At 69.9% G+C, this 18,624-nt stretch carries 19 protein-coding genes and 1 pseudogene; 8 read left to right on the forward strand and 12 right to left on the reverse strand.

What is annotated here, in order from left to right; translation table 11 throughout:
- Positions 1-366: 366 nt before the first annotated feature.
- Positions 367-1,821, forward strand: coding sequence for a helix-turn-helix transcriptional regulator (locus ACTWPW_RS46905; RefSeq protein ID WP_443172559.1), 1,455 nt, complete (start codon positions 367-369; stop codon positions 1,819-1,821).
- 32 nt (positions 1,822-1,853) lie between these two features.
- Here ACTWPW_RS46905 and ACTWPW_RS46910 read toward each other — a convergent pair whose 3' ends face one another.
- Positions 1,854-3,437 carry an MFS transporter gene (locus ACTWPW_RS46910; RefSeq protein ID WP_443172560.1) on the reverse strand — a complete coding sequence of 528 codons (1,584 nt, stop codon included), beginning with the start codon at positions 3,435-3,437 and terminating at the stop codon, positions 1,854-1,856.
- A 145-nt stretch (positions 3,438-3,582) separates the two neighbouring features.
- Here ACTWPW_RS46910 and ACTWPW_RS46915 point away from each other — a divergent pair, with 145 nt between their 5' ends.
- A complete protein-coding gene (locus ACTWPW_RS46915) occupies positions 3,583-4,335 on the forward strand; it encodes a TetR/AcrR family transcriptional regulator (RefSeq protein WP_443172561.1) in 753 nt (250 codons plus the stop codon).
- 157 nt (positions 4,336-4,492) lie between these two features.
- Here the strand turns inward: ACTWPW_RS46915 and ACTWPW_RS46920 are convergent, their stop codons facing one another.
- Complete coding sequence (locus ACTWPW_RS46920) at positions 4,493-5,065, reverse strand: TetR/AcrR family transcriptional regulator (protein ID WP_443172562.1); 573 nt, start codon at positions 5,063-5,065, stop codon at positions 4,493-4,495.
- 85 nt (positions 5,066-5,150) lie between these two features.
- Between ACTWPW_RS46920 and ACTWPW_RS46925 the strand changes: the two genes are divergently transcribed.
- Positions 5,151-6,104 (forward strand): NADP-dependent oxidoreductase, encoded by a 954-nt coding sequence (locus ACTWPW_RS46925; RefSeq protein WP_443172563.1) that lies wholly within the window; start codon positions 5,151-5,153, stop codon positions 6,102-6,104.
- Positions 6,105-6,225: 121 nt separating this feature from the next.
- Here the strand turns inward: ACTWPW_RS46925 and ACTWPW_RS46930 are convergent, their stop codons facing one another.
- The 6 genes from ACTWPW_RS46930 to ACTWPW_RS46955 all read right to left on the reverse strand — a co-directional run bounded on the left by ACTWPW_RS46930 (position 6,226) and on the right by ACTWPW_RS46955 (position 10,407).
- Positions 6,226-7,554 (reverse strand): sensor histidine kinase, encoded by a 1,329-nt coding sequence (locus ACTWPW_RS46930; protein WP_443172564.1) that lies wholly within the window; start codon positions 7,552-7,554, stop codon positions 6,226-6,228.
- Complete coding sequence (locus ACTWPW_RS46935; RefSeq protein WP_443172565.1) at positions 7,551-8,222, reverse strand: response regulator transcription factor; 672 nt, start codon at positions 8,220-8,222, stop codon at positions 7,551-7,553. Before ACTWPW_RS46935 ends, ACTWPW_RS46930 begins: the two co-directional genes overlap by 4 nt.
- Before the next feature lie 126 nt (positions 8,223-8,348).
- Positions 8,349-8,849: a hypothetical protein gene (locus ACTWPW_RS46940; protein WP_443172566.1), complete on the reverse strand. Its 501-nt coding sequence runs from the start codon at positions 8,847-8,849 to the stop codon at positions 8,349-8,351.
- A gap of 218 nt (positions 8,850-9,067) precedes the next feature.
- Positions 9,068-9,292 carry a hypothetical protein gene (locus ACTWPW_RS46945; protein WP_443172567.1) on the reverse strand — a complete coding sequence of 75 codons (225 nt, stop codon included), beginning with the start codon at positions 9,290-9,292 and terminating at the stop codon, positions 9,068-9,070.
- A gap of 22 nt (positions 9,293-9,314) precedes the next feature.
- A complete protein-coding gene (locus ACTWPW_RS46950) occupies positions 9,315-10,214 on the reverse strand; it encodes an alpha/beta fold hydrolase (protein WP_443172568.1) in 900 nt (299 codons plus the stop codon).
- A 52-nt stretch (positions 10,215-10,266) separates the two neighbouring features.
- Complete coding sequence (locus ACTWPW_RS46955; protein WP_443172569.1) at positions 10,267-10,407, reverse strand: hypothetical protein; 141 nt, start codon at positions 10,405-10,407, stop codon at positions 10,267-10,269.
- Positions 10,408-10,561: 154 nt separating this feature from the next.
- On the opposite strand from ACTWPW_RS46955, the gene ACTWPW_RS46960 reads away from it, so the two are divergent.
- Positions 10,562-11,086, forward strand: a complete 525-nt coding sequence (locus ACTWPW_RS46960; RefSeq protein WP_443172570.1) for a CGNR zinc finger domain-containing protein — start codon at positions 10,562-10,564, stop codon at positions 11,084-11,086.
- A 156-nt stretch (positions 11,087-11,242) separates the two neighbouring features.
- Here the strand turns inward: ACTWPW_RS46960 and ACTWPW_RS46965 are convergent, their stop codons facing one another.
- The gene (locus ACTWPW_RS46965; RefSeq protein WP_443172571.1) at positions 11,243-12,667 is read right to left on the reverse strand and encodes an MFS transporter; all 1,425 of its coding nucleotides are present in this window, start codon (positions 12,665-12,667) and stop codon (positions 11,243-11,245) included.
- A gap of 78 nt (positions 12,668-12,745) precedes the next feature.
- On the opposite strand from ACTWPW_RS46965, the gene ACTWPW_RS46970 reads away from it, so the two are divergent.
- Positions 12,746-13,324, forward strand: coding sequence for a TetR/AcrR family transcriptional regulator (locus ACTWPW_RS46970; RefSeq protein WP_443172572.1), 579 nt, complete (start codon positions 12,746-12,748; stop codon positions 13,322-13,324).
- A gap of 327 nt (positions 13,325-13,651) precedes the next feature.
- On the opposite strand, the gene ACTWPW_RS46975 is transcribed toward ACTWPW_RS46970, so the two are convergent.
- The 3 genes and pseudogenes from ACTWPW_RS46975 to ACTWPW_RS46985 all read right to left on the reverse strand — a co-directional run bounded on the left by ACTWPW_RS46975 (position 13,652) and on the right by ACTWPW_RS46985 (position 16,046).
- Entirely contained in the window at positions 13,652-14,035 is a 384-nt protein-coding gene (locus ACTWPW_RS46975; RefSeq protein WP_443172573.1) for a hypothetical protein, read from the reverse strand.
- Between the two features lie 223 nt (positions 14,036-14,258).
- The gene (locus tag ACTWPW_RS46980; protein WP_443172574.1) at positions 14,259-14,897 is read right to left on the reverse strand and encodes a DUF6461 domain-containing protein; all 639 of its coding nucleotides are present in this window, start codon (positions 14,895-14,897) and stop codon (positions 14,259-14,261) included.
- A gap of 151 nt (positions 14,898-15,048) precedes the next feature.
- Positions 15,049-16,046 (reverse strand): annotated as a pseudogene (locus tag ACTWPW_RS46985) (IS5 family transposase).
- A gap of 457 nt (positions 16,047-16,503) precedes the next feature.
- On the opposite strand from ACTWPW_RS46985, the gene ACTWPW_RS46990 reads away from it, so the two are divergent.
- The 3 genes from ACTWPW_RS46990 to ACTWPW_RS47000 all read left to right on the forward strand — a co-directional run bounded on the left by ACTWPW_RS46990 (position 16,504) and on the right by ACTWPW_RS47000 (position 18,466).
- A complete protein-coding gene (locus ACTWPW_RS46990) occupies positions 16,504-17,160 on the forward strand; it encodes a DUF4389 domain-containing protein (RefSeq protein ID WP_443172575.1) in 657 nt (218 codons plus the stop codon).
- Between the two features lie 223 nt (positions 17,161-17,383).
- Positions 17,384-17,992: a DUF4386 domain-containing protein gene (locus ACTWPW_RS46995; protein ID WP_443172576.1), complete on the forward strand. Its 609-nt coding sequence runs from the start codon at positions 17,384-17,386 to the stop codon at positions 17,990-17,992.
- Positions 17,993-18,337: 345 nt separating this feature from the next.
- A complete protein-coding gene (locus ACTWPW_RS47000; protein WP_443172577.1) occupies positions 18,338-18,466 on the forward strand; it encodes a hypothetical protein in 129 nt (42 codons plus the stop codon).
- Positions 18,467-18,624: the final 158 nt, after the last annotated feature.

The following is an 18,624-nucleotide window of genomic DNA, read 5'->3' on the forward strand; positions in this document are numbered from 1 at the left end:
GAAACGACAAGCCGCCCGCGCGTCCGCGAGCACGGCGAAGCGACGTCAAGCAGAGCCTGTGCGTGCCCTGTCAGCAGGCGGTGGCTGCGGCGCGGACGGGGACGCCGGTGGAATCGAGGGCCTCCTCCCCGCACCGGGTGGCCGGGCGGCTCGGGGTCGAGCCGCCCGGCGGCGGCCTCGTTCCTGCGGCGGGCGGCGGAGCTGACGCCAGATCCCGCGGACCGCGTCACCCGTGCGCTGGCCGCCGCCCAGGCCGCGATCGACGCGGGCGGGGCGGACCAGGCCGACAGCCTGCTGGCGGCCGCGGAGGCCGGACCGCTGGACGACCTGCAGCGCGCCCGGCTCGAACGGCTGCGCGCCCGGCTGGTGTTCTCCCAGGTACGCGGCAACGACGCGCCCCGGCTGCTGCTGGACGCCGCACGCCGGCTGGCGCCACTCGACGCAGCCCTCGCCCGCGACACCCTGCTGGAGGCGACCGGCGCCGCCATCTTCGCCGGCCGGCTCGGCGAGGGACCCGGGCAGCGGGAGGTGGCCGAGGCGGCCCGCGCCGGACCGCCTCCCCCGACGCCGCCGCGGATGGTCGACGTCCTGCTGGACAGCATGGCCGGCCTGATCCTCGACGGCCACGCCGCCGGCGGCGACGCCCTCAGGCGGGCGCTGCGGGTGGTCCGGCAGGAGCAGAGATCCGGCGCGACGGACGCGGAGCGGCGCTGGCTGTGGCTGGCGTTCCGGGTGACGCCGGAGCCCATCGCGCCGGAGCTGTGGGACGACGACGCCTGGCACGAGCTGGCGACCGGTGCCGTCGGCATCGCCCGCGAGGCGGGGGCGCTCGCCGTGCTCCCCATGGCGCTGACGTACCACGCGTGTTTCCTCGTGCACACGTGCGAGTTCGACGCCGCGGCGGCCCTGATCGACGAGGCGACGGCGATCTCGGAGGCCACGGGCGGCGCGCCCATGATGTACACGTCGCTGGTGCTCGGCGCCTGGCGGGCGCAGGAGTCCCAGGCGCTGGACCTCATCCGGAGCACCGTCGTGGAGGTGGGCGCCCGGGGTGAGGGGCGCGCGCTCAGCCTGGCCGAGTACGCGACCGCGGTGCTGTACAACGGCCTCGGCCGCTACGACGCCGCGCTGGCCGCCGCGACGCGCGCATGTCAGTACGAGGACCTGGGATTCTTCGGCTGGGCACTGTTCGAACTGATCGAAGCGGCCGCCCGCAGCGGGCAGCCCGAGACCGCCGCCGCGGCGCTGGACCAGCTCGCCGAGCGCACCCGCGCCTGCGGGACCGAATGGGCCCTGGGCACGGAAGCCTGTTCGCGCGCGCTGCTCAGCGACGGCCGGCAGGCCGATGCGCTCTATCGGGAGGCCATCGAGCACCTCCGACGCTGCCGGATCACCGTCCAGCTGGCCCGCTCCCAGCTGCTGTACGGCGAGTGGCTGCGTCGCCGCAACCGCCGCCTGGAGGGCCGCGCCCAGCTGCGCGCCGCCTACGACGCGTTCAGCGGGGCCGGGGCGGGCGGCTTCGCCGAGCGTGCCCGCCGGGAGCTGCAGGCGACCGGGGAGACCGTACGCAAGCGCACGGTCGCCGCCGTCGCCGAGCTCACCAGCCAGGAGGCCCAGATCGCCGGCCTGGCCAGGGACGGGCACACCAACGACGAGATCGCCGCCCAGCTGTTCATCAGCCCGCGCACGGTGGAGTGGCACCTCGGCAACGTCTTCGCCAAGCTCGGGGTCAGCTCGCGCCGGCACCTCCGCTCGGTGCTGACCCCGCCGAAGCCGGGGACGCCGCGGCGCGACCCGGTGCGCGCGGCCCACCGGGTTTGAGCGGCACGCATCCGCAACAGGCGCCGCGCCGGTCAGCGTGCTGATGAGGTGGGACCGGAACGCCGGTGCGGCCCGAGCCGTCGGCCCCTTGCGGTCGCCGTGATGTCTCGCAGCAGCCAAGCGACAGCGACCGCCGCGCCGACTGCGGTCATGGCGCTGATCACGCCGACGACGTTGAACCCGGCGATGAACGCCTCCCTGGCCGTTGTGAGCAGGCTCGTGGCTACCGGGTCGGGCAGCTGCTGCGCCACGCCGTTCGCGCTTGCGAGGCTTGCTCGTGCGGCATCGGCGCTCCCCGCTGGCACGCCGGCCGGCACGTCGCTCATCCCGTTGCCGTAGACGGCGGCAAGGACGCTGCCCAGGGACGCGACGCCGAGCGCGAGCCCGAGCTCGATGCTGGTGCTCGACATGGCCGCGGCAAAGCCCGCCTTGTCTTGCGGAGCACTGGCCACCACCAGGTCGGTGACCAGCAGCACCAGCGGGGCCATGCCGGCCAGGACGAGCACCATCGCCACGACCAGGGTCCCGTGGCCCGACCCTGGGTCGACCATGGCGAGCAGGCCGTACCCGGCTGCTGCGACGATGAGGCCGCCTGCCATCAGCCATGCGCGTGGCAGCCTCCCCGCGATGGGAGGGATGACCAGGGCCATCAGCGCGAAGATCCCGGTTCCCGGTAGCAGCCACAGCCCTGCCTGGATCGGTGACTTGTTGAGCACCAACTGGAAGTACTGGGGCATCAGGAACAACACGCCGCCGATCGCGAACTGCCCCACCAGCAACGCTCCCAGCGCGACACTGAACGTACGGCCGCGGAACAGCTGGAGGTCCAGCAGTGGGCTGTCCATCCGGTTCTGCCTGCGGATGAACAACACGGTGAAGGTGGCGCCGATCACGAGGCCGAGCAGCACGGGCAAGGACATGCCGTGGCCGGCCAACTCCTTGACGCCGTAGACGGTCGGCAGGATGGCGACCACCGACAGTCCCACGCTGGGCAGGTCGAGCCTTCCGGGACCGGGGTCCGCGGACTCGGGCAACAGGATCGGCGCGAGCAGCAGGATCAACGCCATCACCGGGACAGCGGCCAGGAACACCGCACCCCACCAGAAGCTCTCCAGCAGCAGACCACCGATCAAGGGGGCGATTGCACCACCGGTTGTGAAGCAGGTCATCAGCACCGAGATGGCCGCGATGCGCTGCTTCGGATCGGCGAAGACGTTGCGCAGGATGCCCAGGATCGAGGGCACCAGCGCCGCACCCGCGATGCCCAGGACGGCGCGGGCGGCGATCAGCATCTCCGCGCCGGTGGAGAGCGCGGCCAGCACCGACGCCACCCCGAACCCGGCCGCGCCGAGCATCAGCAGCCGCCTGCGCCCGATCCGGTCGCCGAGCGTGCCCATGGTGATCAGCAGCCCAGCGACTAGGAAGCCGTAAACGTCCTGGATCCACAGCATCTGTGGTCCCGAGGCACCGAGATCCGCGGTGACGTGCGGCAGCGCCAGGAACAACACGGTGTTGTCCATGGCGATCAACACGCCGGCCAGGGACAGAACGGCGAGGCCGGTCCACTCCCGTGGACCGGCCCGCATGGCGATGGGCCGCGATGCGCTGACGGACATGCCTGGCACACTCCTGGGGGTCGGTCGGCCGGCCGAGTGCGGTGTCGGCTTGAGACCGAGCTGATCCACGGTCTCGCTCCGCCCTCGAAACAGCGAAGTCGCTTAATAATGTTCCGATACCTAACGTAACGTAATGCTTCCGGGCATGCAACGAGGCCTCTTCCGGGGGCCGCGACACTGGCCCAATTACGTTCCCCACCGCAACGAAACTGCCGTATCGTGGTACGCGATGATGGCGGCAAGCGAAACCTCCCCAGACACCGTGCGGGCCGGGCGTCCGCGCGACCCCGCGATCGACGTCGCGGTGCTCGAGGCGACACTGGCGGCGCTCTTCAGCGTCGGTTACACCCGGCTGAGCCTGGAGGAGGTGGCACGACAGGCCGGTACGACCAAGCCGGCGATCCGCCGGCGCTGGCCAGGCCGCTCGCACCTCGTGCTCGCCGCGCTCGGCTCCCGCCTGGGTGCTGTCACGGCGCCGGACACCGGCTGCACGCTCTGCGACCTCGACGAATGCCTGAAGCTGTTCGCTCGGGCGTTCCAGTGCATTTCGCCAGACGTGCTCGGACCGCTCCTCGCCGACTGCGCCGGCGACCGCGAGTTGCGGGAGACGTTCATGACGACACTGTTCGAGCCGCCGCGCACGGCCGTCCAGCGGACGCTCGCCCGAGCCTACGAGCGCGGCGACCTGCGCGAGGAGGTCGACCCGGCCGTCGTCCTCGACCTCCTCGGCTCGTTCGTGTACTACCGCGTTCTGTTCAGCCACCTCCCGGTCGACGACAGGGAGATCGAGCACGCAGTCGAAACGCTACTCCGGGGCGTAGCCGGCGACTACCGGCAACTCCTCGAGCACAGCCGCCAGACGAGCGCCACCTCCGAGATGCATTCCCTGCACGCCTGAACGGCCCGGATGATCCCCGGATGACTGGCTGATCGCGACGGCGATCACGCCACCACGCGCGGCAATCCCGTCGTGGTGACTGGCTGGAAACCCTGCCCGGGCGCCACACCGCAGGGTCGCGGCCGGCCAGATGGGTGCCGCTCTCCTCGCGGCGGGCTCAGCGGACCGTCGGGGCCAGCGGCGCGACCGCCTCGTACAGCTCGGCGGCGGCCTGGGCGACGAACTCGGAGAGGTTCGCGTCCGGGGCGGCCAGCCAGCGGGACGTGGCGCGCCGGGAGATCGCTATCGCCACGTCGATGACGAAGCGTGCCTCGCCGGGCTCGACGCCGCGGCGTTCGAGCGCCCGCGCCAGCGCGTCGGCGATGTCGGCGAGCTTGATCAGATCGCGCTCGATCAGTGCCGGGCTGGCGGCGATCACCCTGACGCGGCGCAGCAGGAACTCGCGCGGGCGAAAGACCTCGTCGCCGGTGCCCAGCGCGGCCAGCAGCACCTCGATCGGCGTGAGGCCCGGGTCGGCCGCCTCGACCTGGGCGACGAGATGGGCCTCGAGCTCGTTGCCGGCGAAGAGCACTTCCCTCTTGTCGGGGAAGTGGCGGTAGAAGGAGCGCTCGGTCAGACCGGCGGTGCGCGCGATCTGCGCGACCGACGTGCGCTCGTACCCCTGCGTCTCGAACAACTCGAGCGCCGCGCGCTCGAGCCGGCCCTTTGCGTCGGACTCCCATCTCGGCATGCCCACCAGGATATGACAGCAGAGGCTGTCATCGCGGGTGCTAGGGTCAATGACAGCAGATGCTGTCATCACTTGGGAGATTGTCATGAAGGCCCTGCAGTTCGACCGATTCGGCTCCCCGGACGTGATCGTGCTCCGCGACGTCCCGCAGCCGGAGCCGGGACCCGGCCAGATCCGGATCGCCGTACGGGCGTGCGGCCTGAACCCGGCCGACTGGGCGGTGGTCGACGGCCTCTTCGCCGACCAGCTGCCGCCGCTGCCGCGCGGGCTCGGCCTCGAGATGGCGGGCACCGTCGATGCCCTGGGCGCGGGCGTCACCGGCGTCGAGATCGGCGACCGTGTGTTCGGGCCGGCGACCTTCGACGGCCCGACGGCCGGAGCCGCCGAGTATGCGCTGATGGTGGCGTGGGCACGCATTCCCGAGGGCGTCACCGCCGAGCAGGCCGCCGCGCTGCCGATGGCGGCCGAGACGGCGTGGCGCGCGCTCGACGACCTCGGCGTCCAGCCGGGCGAGCTGCTGCTCGTCCACGGCGCGGGCACCACCGTGGGTGAGGCGGCGGTGCGCTTGGCGCTGCACCGGGGTGTCCGGGTGATCGCCACCGCCGGGCCGACACGGGCCGCCGCCCTGCGGGCGATCGGCGCCCAGGTGACCGGCTACGGCGACGGCATGGCCGAACGCGTCACCGGGTTGGCCGCAGGCCGCTTCGACCGCGCCCTGGACACGGCCCCGAGCGGCGGCCGGATCGACCGCACCGACCAGCCCAGCCCGGCCGGCGGCTCGCTGCCGGCCCTGATCGAGCTGACCGGGGACCCCGACCGCGTCCTCACCGTCTCGGACTTCGCCGCGGCGGCCGAGCTGGGCACCCGGACCACCCAGATCGACCTGCGGTACGACCTGCTGGGCGAGTTCGCCCGGTTGGCCGGCGAAGGCGTCCTGGTCGTATCGCTCGCCCGCACCTACACGCTCGACCAGATCCACGAGGCGGCCGAGCTCAGCCAGTCACGCCGGCCCGGCGGCAAGCTCGTGCTCGTCCTGTGATCGCCCCATTTCGCTCGACCACCCCAGATGACCATCGGAGGGCCTTTCTGGGTGCAACCGCATCGAAACCGGGATCGGGGACGCGGGCCGCCCACCGGCGTCTCCTGCCAGGCAGCCGGGCTCAGGTCGCGACGGGCAGGCAGAGGACGAGCCGGACCCCTTGCCGGAGCGGCTCGGCGCGTACGGTCCCCTCGTGCGCCTCGGCGATCTGCCGCACGATGGCCAGGCCGAGCCCCGAGCCGGGCAACGAACGGTCCGCCTCGGCGCGGTAGAAGCGGTCGAAGACGAAGGGCAGGTCCTTGGCCGCGATGCCGGGTCCCTGGTCGGCGACCGACAGCGTGCCGGCTGGCTCCACCCGCACCAGTACCTCGCCGCCCGGCGGGCTCCACTTGATCGCGTTGTCGACGAGATTGGCGGCGGCGCGTTCGACGGCGTCCTGGTCCGCGGACACCAGGCACTCGGCGAGCTCGGCCCGCAGCCGTACGTGCGGCGCGCGCGCCCGCGCCCTGTCCAGCACGCGTTCGGCCACCAGGTCGAGGCGGACGTCCTCGATGTGGATCTGGATGTCGCCGTATCTGGCCAGCTCCACGAGGTCGTTGACCAGCACTCGCAGTTCCTCGGCCTGCTCGTGAGCCTCGCGCACCAGGGCCGGGGCCTGCGGGTCGGCGGTGCCCCGCCCTTCCGCCAGCAGCTCCAGGTTGGTGATGAGGCTGGTCAGCGGGGTACGCAGCTCGTGCGACGCGTCGGCGACCAGGCGCCGCTGGGCCAGCAGGGATTCGTTCAGCGCGCCCGTCATCGTGGTGAAGGCGCGGGCCAGCCGGGCCACCTCGTCGCGCCCGTTGCCGTCCAGGCCGGCGGCGGTGAGCGTACGGGTGGCGGTGACGTGTTCGACCACCTCGGTCAGACGGCCGATGGGGCGCAGCACCCGCCCGGCGAGCAGCCGCGCGCCCGTTCCGGCGAGCAACGCGCCGCCCAGTGTCAGCCCTGCCAGCAGGACCTTCAGCGTGTTCAGCGTCGGGTCGTCCCGGTCCAGCGTGAACGCGGTGCGTATCAGTGCCAGGTCGGTCTGGCCCAGCGAAGCCGTGTAGACGCGGTAGAGCACCCCGTCGCGGCTCACGTTCTGGAAGTACGGGGGGCTCATGCCCAACGCGACGTCGAGGTCCCTGCCGGTGAGCGGGGCGAGGTCTCCCGCCGCGCCCGGCTCCGCGGGATGCGGGACGAACTGCAGCAGCGTGCCGCCCGCGGAGACGGGGCGTGTGGGCACCTCCGTGGAGTTGGCCTTGAACGATCGCAGCAGGCGGGGCGCCTCAGCGGCGGCCACCACCAGCTCTCCGTCGTGCTGGGCGGCCAGCCCGGCCTCCATCGACGGATACAGCACGAGCGAGGCCGCCAGCAGCGCCGCTCCCACCACGGCCGCCCCCGCCAGCGCGACCCTGGTCCGCAGCTTCACGGCTCCTCCCGCAGCACGTATCCGAGCCCGCGCACTGTCTGGATCAGCCGCGGCTCGCCGCCGGCCTCCAGCTTGGCCCGAAGGTAACTGATGTAGACCCACAGCGCGTTGGAGGACGGGCCGAAGTCGTACCCCCAGACCGCGTCGAAGATCACGACACGGCTCAGCACCCGGTTCGGGTTGCGCATGAACACCTTCAGCAGCGTGTACTCGGTCCTGGTCAGGTCGAGCGGCCGCGCCCCGCGGGAGGCCCGGCAGGCCGCGGTGTCCAGCTCCACGCCGGCGAAGCGCAACACCTCCTCCGCCGCGCCGCTGCGCCGCAGCAGGGCGCGCAGGCGGGCCCGCAGCTCCTCCAGCGCGAACGGCTTCACCAGGTAGTCGTCGGCCCCGGCGTCCAGCCCGGCCACCCGGTCGGCGACGAGGTCGCGGGCCGTGAGCATCAGGATCGGCGTACGATCGCCGCCCGCCCGGAGTCGGCGGCACACCTCCAGCCCGTCCAGCCCGGGCATCATGATGTCCAGCACCACCGCGTCCTGACGTCCGCCGCCGGCGCTCTCCAGCGCGCGCAGGCCGTCGGCGGCGGTGCTCACGTGGTAGCCCTCGCGGGTGAGCGCACGCGCGAGCGAACGGCGTACCGCCTCATCGTCGTCGGCCACAAGGACGTGCATGATGCCACTCTCCTCGCCGAACCCCGTCCCCGCCCAGCCTTCACGTCCCGGACCGCCGGGCGGGATGGCCGTCGCCCCGTCCCCGGGCATCGCCCGGGACGAGCGCCCACCCGGCCGTCCGGATGCTCAGGAGTCCGGCGCCTTGCCGGGGCCGGGCTTGGCGCCCTGTGGTTCGTTCGCCCGCTTGAACTCCTTCAGCACCTCCTGCAGCCGTTCCGCCGACACGCCGAGGCGCTCGGCTACGGCGGCGAACTCCGGCGAGTCAGGACGTATCCCGCCATTCTGGGAAAGCGCGTTCAGGCCGTGCACGGCGGCGCTCGCCCGGTCGAGCCCGACGCCCAGCGCGTCGGCCAGCGCCTGGGCGAGCCTCTGAGAGAGGTTCTCCGATTCGAGGGTCCCGGGCCGCTCTCCTTCGGGCGAGCAGCCGGACCCGCCCTTGCCGGGGTCGTCCGCCTTGGCCGCAGCCGCCTCCTTCGCCTTCGCGAGGTCGGTGGGCGAGCACGTCGCCGTTCCGGTGCACGGATCGCCGTCGAGGTTGCGCTGAGGTGAAGCCGCCAGGGCTCCCGACCCTCCCAGCACCAGCACCGCGACCATCCCCGCTGCCAGGCCCGCCATCCGTCTGTCCATGTCGCCGCTCCTTGCCCCGATCGGCCGGCACCTCTGGGCCGGCGGTTGCCGCCAGCCAACCGGGCCGACCTTCACCACGCCGTCGGCGAACCTTAGAAAAGCCCTAGAGACGACGCCGCCGACTCCGACACGGCGCTACTGGTGCTGGCGACGGGTGCCGGGCCGGGTGCGGGCGCGGCTCGTGTGGCGCCCTCTGGGGCTGCCGCGACCCCCGTACGTCACCTGCCGGTGAACGAGAGGATCTCCCGCACCACGAACACGGGATTCTCCTCCGCCGGCCAATGCCCCGATTCGGGCACCTCGACCGCGCGCGTGATGTTCCGCGGCAACGGCGCCAGGGTGGGGCGGGTGGCGGGGAACTGCGAGACGTACTGGAATCCGACTCCACCGCCGAGGTCGTGCGCGACCAGGTCGAAGGCGGGCAGCCCGATCCGGTCGTGCACCAGTGCTCGAACGTCGCGTTGATCAGTGCAGGGTGCGGCCGAGGAAGTCGCGGATCAGTTCGGCGATCTCGTCGCCGTGGGTCTCCAGGGCGAAGTGACCGGCGTCGAGCAGGTGGAGGTCCGCGTCGGGCAGGTCGCGGGTGAATGCGCGGGCGCCGTCGGCGCCGAAGATCTCGTCGTGCTCGCCCCAGGTGATCAGGGTGGGTGGCCGATGGGTGCGGAAGTACTCCTGGAAGGAGGGGTAGGCGTCGAGGTTGAACTGGTAGTCGAAGAACAGCTGCAGCTGAACTTCCTTGTTGCCGGGCCGGTCCAGCAGGGCCTGGTCGAGAGTCCAGGTGTCCGGGGTGAGCCGGTCGAGCCGGTGGTCGGGCACGCCGTGGGTGTACTGCCACCGGGTCGCATCGAGCTCCAGGAGCTTGCGGACGGCCGGCTCGTTCGCGGCGCGGTCTTTGGCGTAGGCGAACAATATTTCCCAGAACGGGGTGAAGCCTTCGGTGTAGGCGTTACCAGACTGCACGATCAGTGCGGTGACCCGCTGAGGTTGGCGGGAAGCGATTCGCAACCCGATCGGGGCGCCGTAGTCCTGGATGTAGAGCGCGAAGCGGTCCAGACCGAGTTTGTCGAGCAGGCTCAGGGTGATGGCGGTGAGGTTTTCGAAGGAGTAGTCGAAGTCGGTGACGGCCGGGGCGTCGGAATAGCCGAAGCCGATGTGGTCGGGGGCGATGAGGTGGTACCGGTCGGCGAGGTCGACGATCAGGCGGCGGAACATGTGCGAGGACGTGGGGAATCCGTGCAGCAGCACCAGGGTCGGCGCTGTGGGGTCACCGGCTTCCCGATAGAACACGGTGTGATCGTTGACAGTGGCGGTGCGGTGGTGGACGGCAGGCCCACCGACGGCGGTCCCGGGTGTGGTGTTGCTCATGACGTTCTCCTTCTGGGGTGGTGGACAGCGGCCGGTTGACCGTGGCCGTGGATCAGGGGATGGCAGGTGAGGTCGGATCGACGCCCGGCTGGCGCAGAACAAGACCACCAGATTCGGCCCCGAAATCAGGAGGCGAGGACAACCCCGAGCCGGTGTTGAGCCCGAACGCGACTGTCATCACCAGCATCGTCACCCGCCACGATCCGTGAACCGGCAGACCGGCGAGCAGGCGTCGGGCGTACGCGACATCCCAAACTCCTCTAACCTCTGTACGGACTTTGAACGGTTAGAACGCTAGTGCTCTTCTGTCTTACCTGTCAAACCCCAAACGACGGTAAGATTGGGGAATGATGCAGCGACCACTGGTCGGCGAGCCTCTCGCCCTCGATCTCGTGAACACGCAATGGGTGGACCGAGGCCGCAGCTTCGACCTGTTCGACGAACCCGGCGGCCTGTCCGCCTGGCTGGCTGAGCACCAACTGCCTGGCGCGGTCGACCTTGCCGAGACTCCCTTGCGGCACGCTCGCGCGGCCCTACGCGACGTTCTTGAACGCCGCGGGGATCGCTCCGAGGAGCAATTCAACGCCGTCCTTGCCCGCGGCGCGGTGCGTCACACCCTGCGCGACGGCGCGCCTGACGAAGAAGTCCATGTCGAGGACGGCTGGCTGCCGGCTTGGCGGGCGGCCGACAACTACCTGGAACTGCTGCGCCGGCAACCGTCACGGATTCGTCGCTGCGCCCACCCCGCCTGCGTCCTGTACTTCTACGACACCTCACGCAACGGCACCCGGCGTTGGTGCTCCATGGACGGCTGCGGCAGCCGCACCAAGGCCGCCCGCCACTATGATCGCAATCGGACAGCCGCACCGTAGGCTCATCACCTCGCCAGTTCGCCACCTCCTCGACGCGGACGGCGAAGCCGCCGGACCGTCACCGAGGAATGCCCCGATGTCGTGCGCGCCGTGCTGCCGACCTGGTCCTCCGGCTGCGAGGGCGGCCCTCACGCCGCCGCCCTCCCTCTCGGCTCCTTACTGGGAGCCGGCTCCCGCCGGTTGAGCCGCCCGCCCGGGCGTCACCAGCGCGGCAGCGACAGCGCCGGCCGCCGCCGCGACCGCGGCCACGGTAAACCCGCTGGTGAAGCCGCTCAAGGTGGTCCCGGTCAGGCTCGCGGCTGCGACGCTCGAAACGACGGCGGCGCCGATGGAGGCGCCGAACTCGTGGAAGGTGCTCACGATGCCGGACGCGATCCCGGCCTCGTACGGCGCCACCTGACCGAGTGCGGTGGCCGAGGCGATGACGAACATCGCTCCCGTACCCGCCGCCGCGACGGCCACGCCGGCCACGACGCTGACAGGATTCATCGACACCGCCGGCACGGCCATGCCGATCGCCGCGACCATCAGACCCGCGACGGCCAGGCCGCGCCCACCCCATCGGCCGAGCAGGCGTCCGGTCAGGTTAGCGCCGAGCATCGTCGCCAGCGACACCGGCAGGAACAGCAGTCCTGCCTGCAACGCGCCGTATCCCAGAGCGTGCTGGAAGTAGAAGGTTCCGAGGAAGAACACCGCGATCATCAGCGCGGTCGCCATCAAGATGAGGAAGGCGCCGACCGCCACAGGCCGACGGGCCAGCAGTCGCACATCCATCAGGGGCGAGCGCGCCCGCCTCTGCCACAGCACGAACAGCACGTAGCCCGCGGCCGCCGCCAGTACGAGCCATCCGGTGACCGCGCTCAGCCACCCCTGCTCCCCGGCGGCGATGAGCGCGTAGATCAACGACGCAGAGGAGGAAGTCACCAAGATTGCGCCGAGGACGTCGAGCCGGGGCCGGTTGGCTGACACCGGAGGCCGGGCCGGAAGCAGAACGGCGAGCATCACGGCGATCGCCAGCCCGATGGGCACGTTGACGTGGAACACCCATGGCCATCCAGGGCCGGCCGTGAGCAGGCCACCGAGCAGAACACCGAGTGCGGCGCCCCCACCGCCGAGCGCGGACCAGACGCCCAGGGCCTTGTTTCGCTCTTCCCCGTCGAACAGGGCCACCACCAGTGACAGTGCCGCGGGAGACAGCAGCGCGGCCCCGACACCCTGGGCCACGCGGCCGGCCAGCAGCATGCCTGCGGATCCTGCCAGTCCCGTGAGCAGCGACGCCGTGGTGAACAGCAGCAGCCCAGCGAGCACGATCCGCTTGGCGCCCAGAATGTCGGTGATGCGCCCGCCGAGCAGCATCAGCCCGCCGAAGGTGAGCGTGTAGGCGCTGACCGTCCAGGTCAGCGCCTCGCGACTGAGGCCGAGGTCCGTCTCCATGTGAGGCAGCGCGATGGCCACGACGGTGACGTCGAGGATCAGCATGAGCTGTGCCACGCCGAGGAAGCCGAGGATGCGCCACCGCGCCGGATGCGGCTCCTGGGCCACTGTCTGTTGCACTGCGGGTCGGGTCATCGAAACCTCCATGCATTAACTCGTATGTCCATATACGAGTTCCACGCCTCACTATAAGCCGTATCCGCGCATACGAGTTAAGGTGGTGGCATGGCTGCTACTCCTGCGGGCTCCAAACACCGTGCCGATGCCGAGCGCAACATCGCCCGCATCGTGTCCGCAGCGCGCGAGCTGCTGAGCTCGAACCCGAATGCGACCACCGACGACATCGCGCAAACCGCCGGCGTCGGACGGATGACGCTGTACGGGCACTTCCGCACCCGGGCCGACCTCATCGAGTCCGCACTCATGGACGCGCTGCGAGCCGGCGAGGAAACCCTGGCCTCCATCGACCTGACCGGAGACGCACGCGAAGCCATGGCCCGCCTACTGGCCTCGAGCTGGGAGCTCGTTGCCGAATCCGCGGCCCTGCTCACCGCCGCCGAAGGGGTCCTCCCCACAGGACGGGTACAAGAGCTGCACGCCGAACCCGCCGAGCGCATGGCCGAGCTGATCCGCCGCGGGCAGGAGCAAGGCGTCTTCCGCACCGACTTGCCCGCCACCTGGCTGGTCAGCATGACCCACTTCATCCTGCACGGCGCAGCCAACGAGGTACGCGCGGGACGCCTGCCCCCGCACGACGCCGCCAGCGTGGTGACGAAGTCCATCCAATCGGCACTGACCAGCTAGTAAATCGCCCCGGGTTCGGTGGAGACTTTGGTGTGTCCCGGGTTGAGTAGAGGTGGATTTCTGGATTCTTGTGCCGCTTGATGAGAGGAAGTGGCATGGGACGGCGAGGCCACCCGCCGGAGTTCCGGCGCACGGTACTGGACCTGCCGGAGGCGGGCCGCACGGCCTGCGGCGTACGATCAGGTCGCCGTCGCCTCTTCCGAGGCGATCTCTGGTGTCCAGGTGGCCCCGATGGTGCAGGGGTCTCCCGCGGCAATGGCAGATCCCTGGGGCAGTGGACGGCTGTGATTGTCTCCGGCAATCCCCATCGCCCGGGGCGACGACCGTTCAGGCGCTCTCCCCCACACTGCGCTGATGCCATTGCGCGAGCTCGACCAGGAGGCCATCTGCGGTGCCGCCCAACATGGCAGCGAGCGCCTCCGGGTTGTCCACCACCACGACGTTATCGAGCAGATCCGCGCGCAGCCTGGCCGCCCGCGGATCTCCGGCCCCGTCCGGGTCGAACGCGGTGGCAGCCAGGAACAGCCCACCCACACCCGCCGAGGTGGCGGGCCGCTCGGCCTGGGTGCCCAGGACGGCGGCAGCGTTCGGCGGCACGTCGGGCAAGGCCGGCCGGCCTTCGCGGAGCAAAAGCGTCAGGGGCCGGGCGGGAACCGACTCGGCGACCTCACCTTCGGGCACATGCAGCCCGCCATCGGTGCGGCGTGCCACGTCTCGTGAACACCCCCACGGCAAGCCCTTGTCCTGGTTCTCGATGTGTTCTTCATGGGATCACCCCGACCTCCTCGACGCCAAAACCAAGGCCCTGCAATGCTTCGCCTCCCAGCAGCGACTGGGGGTGTTCACGAGTGTGGCTGAGCAGCGACGATGACAAACGAGCAAAGATCGCTTCCCAAGATGCTCGTGATCGTTTCCCAGCCGAGCATCCGGGAATTCAGCGTGCCGCGTCGGGCATACGGACCGTTATGTACGGGTGTGCCTGTTCCAGCCACTCGCTGGTCAGCCTTGCTCCAGTGGTCTGCTCAATGACCGCGAGCCAGGCGGCGATCCAGTCGTAGTCCTCGTCACGTTCCTCGAACTCGACGAAGAAGTCTGTCATCGCCTGCAGTTCAGGCCATTGGCCGATGCCGGGATAGTCTTCCGAGGTCCCGGGGAAGAACGCGTCGATCGCCAAGATGAGCTCGCCTCCGGCTGCGAAGCTCAGCCGATTGTGGAGGTTGACGTTCCACCAAGCGCTGTAGGCCCGAGCTCCCTGGCTGAGCCGCTGCAGCACGGAAGGGACTGATCCGAGGTAGTCGATCTCCAGGAGCATGGCGGCGGTACCGCACCAGTCGACGAGCACGGGATAGGCGTCCTCGGTAGGAGGCCCGGCGGCCGTGAATGATGCCGGCTCGTGAAGCTGGTATGGCGTGCCCCCGCTGAGCCGGACGGCGATCTCGTCGAGGTTGAATGCACGTCCGCTGTCCGGCACCACTACGGTCCAGCACATGGCCTCGTCCAGCCAGGGGTGGCTGGTACGGAGGTGCCGGTAGTGCTCGCGCAAGCCGGTGATCGGCGGTTTTCCAGTGTTCACGCATGGTCCCTTCGCTCGGTCGGACGGATCTTCGAGATCCTCGCAGGGACCGCAGGCAGCTGGTAGATCGTTGCTCGCTGGTGAGGCCCTGAACGGATCTTCAGGGTTATCTCGGGTTATCAGGAGAACTAGGGCGTGTATTGGGTTGTGATCAAGGGGTGGGTCGTGTGAGGTCTTTGATCCAAATCATCGCGCCACGAAGGTGGAGGCCGGCGATGTAGCTCTCAGGGGTCTTGTCGTAGCGGGTGGCGATGCCTCGCCAGGCCTTCAGCTTGTTGATCAGACGCTCGACGGTGTTGCGATCCTCGTAGACCTCTGCGTCGTGGCTGATGGGCCGGCCGCCCCTGCCACCCTTGTTCTTCCGGTTGGCGACCTGGTCCTTCTTCTCCGGGATGACGGCTTTGATGTGGCGTTTGCGGAGGTAGGCGCGGTTGCCGCGGGAGGAGTAGGCCTTGTCCGCGGCGACCCGGTCAGGCCTGGTACGCGGACGGCCGATGGGCCCGCGGATACGTACCTTGTTGAGCACGGGGATGAACTGCGGGCTATCGGCAGCCTGTCCCGCGGTCAGCACGAACGCCAGCGGACGGCACCTGCGATCAGCGGCGAGGTGGACCTTGCTGGTCTGCCCGCCCCTCGATCGTCCGAGCAGGGCGGCCTTCAACCGGAGCTTGCGCCGGCACCGGATGCGTCGCCGTTCTTCCCTCTCGGGGTCCTCTGCGCGGCTCTGCCCGTCTCCTTCCGAGCCGCCCCCTTTTGCCGGGCCTTCTCCTCCTCGGCGGCCTTCTCCAGGGCGGTGACGACATCTGGGCCGAGGTGCATCCCGGCAGCGTCGTGGTGAGCCCGCGCGGTGGTGGAGTCCACGCTGACCAGGGACAAGTCCACCTCGCCCCGCTTTGCGGCTTCCGCGATCATGCCCTCCAGCAGAGCTTCGAAGACACCGGCGTCCCTCCACTGCCGGAAGCGGTTGTGCACTGTCGACCAGGCACCGAACTCCACCGGCATCTCCCGCCACTGCCCGCCCGTCCGGAACCGCCAGATCACGCCCTCGAACTGCTGCCGCAGCCGCTCGGGGTACGGGCCGAACCCACCGATCGGCAGGTAGGGCTCGATGAACTCCCACTCCACATCCGTCAATTGCACTCGCGTCACGCAAAACGATCTACCGGATCGGACCCCGAAACGAGGGCGGATCCCGCAGATTGATCACAACCAAATACACGCCCTAGCCCGACACGCCAGGGCCCACCACCGCGCCCTGACCCGGACCCGCCCCTGTCTGGCAGTCGACCCACCTGCTGCCAGGCGGGGCTCCTTAGGGTCGGCGGCGCCGCCCGCATGCGCCGGCTGCACGAAACCCGCGCGGCCATCCGGTACGTACGCGAAGGCCGCGCCCGGGGCGAGGTCGTCATCACCCTGTGAGGCGCACGCCCATCCGGCGCCTCCGGCACCAACCCAGCCGACCCCCGAGCCGGTGTCGGCCTGAGAGGAAATCATCGTGAGCTCCACGACTCCAATGAGCCCCCGCGCCCCCAATCATGGGGAACGGCCGTACCCCCTCCGGGTGCACGCCCACCCGGACAGCCCTCCATCGCGATGGCTGTGGCTGGTGAAGTGGCTGCTGATCCTGCCCCACGCGCTGGTGCTGCTCCCGTTATGGATCGCCTTCCTGCTGCTCAGCCTCGTCGCGCTGGTCGCGATCGTGGCCACCGGCCGATACCCTCGGCCGATCTTCGACTTCAACGTCGGCGTGCTGCGCTGGAGCTGGCGGGTGGGCTACTACGCCTACAGCGCGCTGGCGACCGACCGCTACCCGCCCTTCACCCTCGCGGAGGTCCCCGGCTACCCGGCCGGCCTCACCGTCGACTACCCGGCGCGGCTGCACCGCGGTCTCGTCCTGGTGAAATGGCTCCTGGCCATCCCACACCTGCTGATCGTCGGCGTTCTGTTCGGCGGCGGCGGCTGGCTCACCTGGCAGGCCGGCGACCAGGCCTGGCTCTGGGGCGGCGGCGGAGTGACCGGACTCCTCGTCCTGGTCGCCGCGATCCTGCTCGCGGTCACCGGCACCTACCCGCGCCCCCTGTTCGACCTCATTCTCGGCCTGAACCGCTGGGCGCTGCGCGTCGGCGGCTACACCGCGCTGATGACCGACCGCTACCCGCCCTTCCGGCTCGATCTCGGCGGCGACGACCCCGGCACCTCCCCCAGCGAGCCCACCACCTCCAGCGAGGACCCCGCCCTCCGCTCGATCCCCGCCGGAGGCTGACCTTCTCCCGCGCATGGGGCAGCCCACCGCGCGTGATCGGCATCCTGCTGGTGATCGCCGGGCTCGACCTGGTGCTGGTCCCGGCCCATTCGCTCAACATCGCTCTGCTCACCTCCGGTGAAGTGGCGCTGATCTTCTGACGGCCCATCAGCGGCCGTCGGCTGATCACCGAACCAGAGACGGCAGAGCATGCCGAACCAGACCGAGAAAGGACAGCCCAGTCATGACATCCCGGCAAATCGCAGTCACGGTAGGAGCCCTGTTCATCTTCCAGATGATCTCCGCCATGATCGGCACAACCCTCACCCGGGCCTTCATCGACGGCAACCCAGACAAAACAGCGCTGACGACCGGCGTCGCGCTCATGATCTGCTCGGGCCTGGCCGTGGTAGGCATCGGCCTGCTCATGTACCGAATCCTGAAGGGCTTTAACCAGAAACTGGCCCTGTGGTACCCCGTCATGAGGGTCATCGAGCTCGCGGTCTCCGCCACCTGCGGCGTCTACCTGCTGACGCAGCTGCAAGCCGTCCCCAACACGATGTTGTGGGTGTACATCCCCACGGCCATCGGCGGCCTGGTGTTCACCTACCTGCTGTTCGTCTCACGCATCGTCCCGCAGCCCATCGCGGCCCTCGGCCTCATCGGCTACGCCCTGCTGCTGCTGGGAGTGCCGCTGGACCTGCTCGGCGTCCTGGACATGGACGCGGGAGCAGGCATGCTCTTGCTCGCGCCGGGCGGATTGTTCGAAGTCCTGGTACTGCCCATCTGGTTGTTCGCCAAGGGCTTCACCCTGCCTCAGCCGTCTCAACCGGCGCGGGTCCGAGCGGCGTAGTCAACCGACTGTCAATCGACTGCCTGCCGAATCATCGCTGAACCTCTCCATTCGATCATGTGGTGCACCCGCGCACCTGGCGGAACACACCGGCCGGCCGCATGTGATCCCTTCCGTCCCGCTCCGGTGTGAAAGCCACGCGGCCAGAAGCCGCACCGCCCGGTTCCCCAACGCGGTGATGATCCACACCCCCGTGCACGCATCCTGGCTCAACCAGATCGAGATCTTCTTCTCCATCGTGCAGCGCAAGGTGGTCACATCCAACGACTTCACCGGCCATGACCAGGTCGAAGACCGGCTGATCGCCTTCGAGCGCCGTTACAACGAGACCGCCCGGCCCTTCAGATGGAAGTTCACCCCGCCGACCTCGAGGACCTGTTGGCCCGGACCGAGCGTCACGAACAGAACGAGCGCTACTTCCAGCAGCTCACCGGCTACGATCACCAGCTTGTCGCACTACCGGCGGCCGCGTGAACCCTCGAATGACTTACGAGCCGGACCACTAAGCTTGCGATTTAACGTCACTCTCGGTGTTCGTTGTCGGCGGCTACGGTCTTGCGGTAGGGCGGGCGCTTGTCTTTCGGCCGGTTCCTTGATCCTTTGGGGCGTCCGGGGCCGGGCCTGGTGAGTTT

It is taken from the genome of Nonomuraea sp. KM90, assembly GCF_052246675.1.
GTDB lineage: Bacteria > Actinomycetota > Actinomycetes > Streptosporangiales > Streptosporangiaceae > Nonomuraea.

What these genes read in the sequence shown, in the direction of transcription:
- ACTWPW_RS46940 (WP_443172566.1), bottom strand. Translation starts at nt 8,849, where the DNA reads ATGGACAGACGGATGGCGGGCCTGGCAGCGGGGATGGTCGCGGTGCTG.
- ACTWPW_RS46970 (WP_443172572.1), top strand. Translation starts at nt 12,746, where the DNA reads ATGGCTGCTACTCCTGCGGGCTCCAAACACCGTGCCGATGCCGAGCGC.
- ACTWPW_RS46915 (WP_443172561.1), top strand. Translation starts at nt 3,583, where the DNA reads ATGCAACGAGGCCTCTTCCGGGGGCCGCGACACTGGCCCAATTACGTT.
- ACTWPW_RS46960 (WP_443172570.1), top strand. Translation starts at nt 10,562, where the DNA reads ATGATGCAGCGACCACTGGTCGGCGAGCCTCTCGCCCTCGATCTCGTG.
- ACTWPW_RS47000 (WP_443172577.1), top strand. Translation starts at nt 18,338, where the DNA reads ATGGAAGTTCACCCCGCCGACCTCGAGGACCTGTTGGCCCGGACCGAG.
- ACTWPW_RS46910 (WP_443172560.1), bottom strand. Translation starts at nt 3,437, where the DNA reads ATGTCCGTCAGCGCATCGCGGCCCATCGCCATGCGGGCCGGTCCACGG.
- ACTWPW_RS46925 (WP_443172563.1), top strand. Translation starts at nt 5,151, where the DNA reads ATGAAGGCCCTGCAGTTCGACCGATTCGGCTCCCCGGACGTGATCGTG.
- ACTWPW_RS46965 (WP_443172571.1), bottom strand. Translation starts at nt 12,667, where the DNA reads ATGGAGGTTTCGATGACCCGACCCGCAGTGCAACAGACAGTGGCCCAG.
- ACTWPW_RS46995 (WP_443172576.1), top strand. Translation starts at nt 17,384, where the DNA reads ATGACATCCCGGCAAATCGCAGTCACGGTAGGAGCCCTGTTCATCTTC.
- ACTWPW_RS46920 (WP_443172562.1), bottom strand. Translation starts at nt 5,065, where the DNA reads ATGCCGAGATGGGAGTCCGACGCAAAGGGCCGGCTCGAGCGCGCGGCG.
- ACTWPW_RS46950 (WP_443172568.1), bottom strand. Translation starts at nt 10,214, where the DNA reads ATGAGCAACACCACACCCGGGACCGCCGTCGGTGGGCCTGCCGTCCAC.
- ACTWPW_RS46935 (WP_443172565.1), bottom strand. Translation starts at nt 8,222, where the DNA reads ATGCACGTCCTTGTGGCCGACGACGATGAGGCGGTACGCCGTTCGCTC.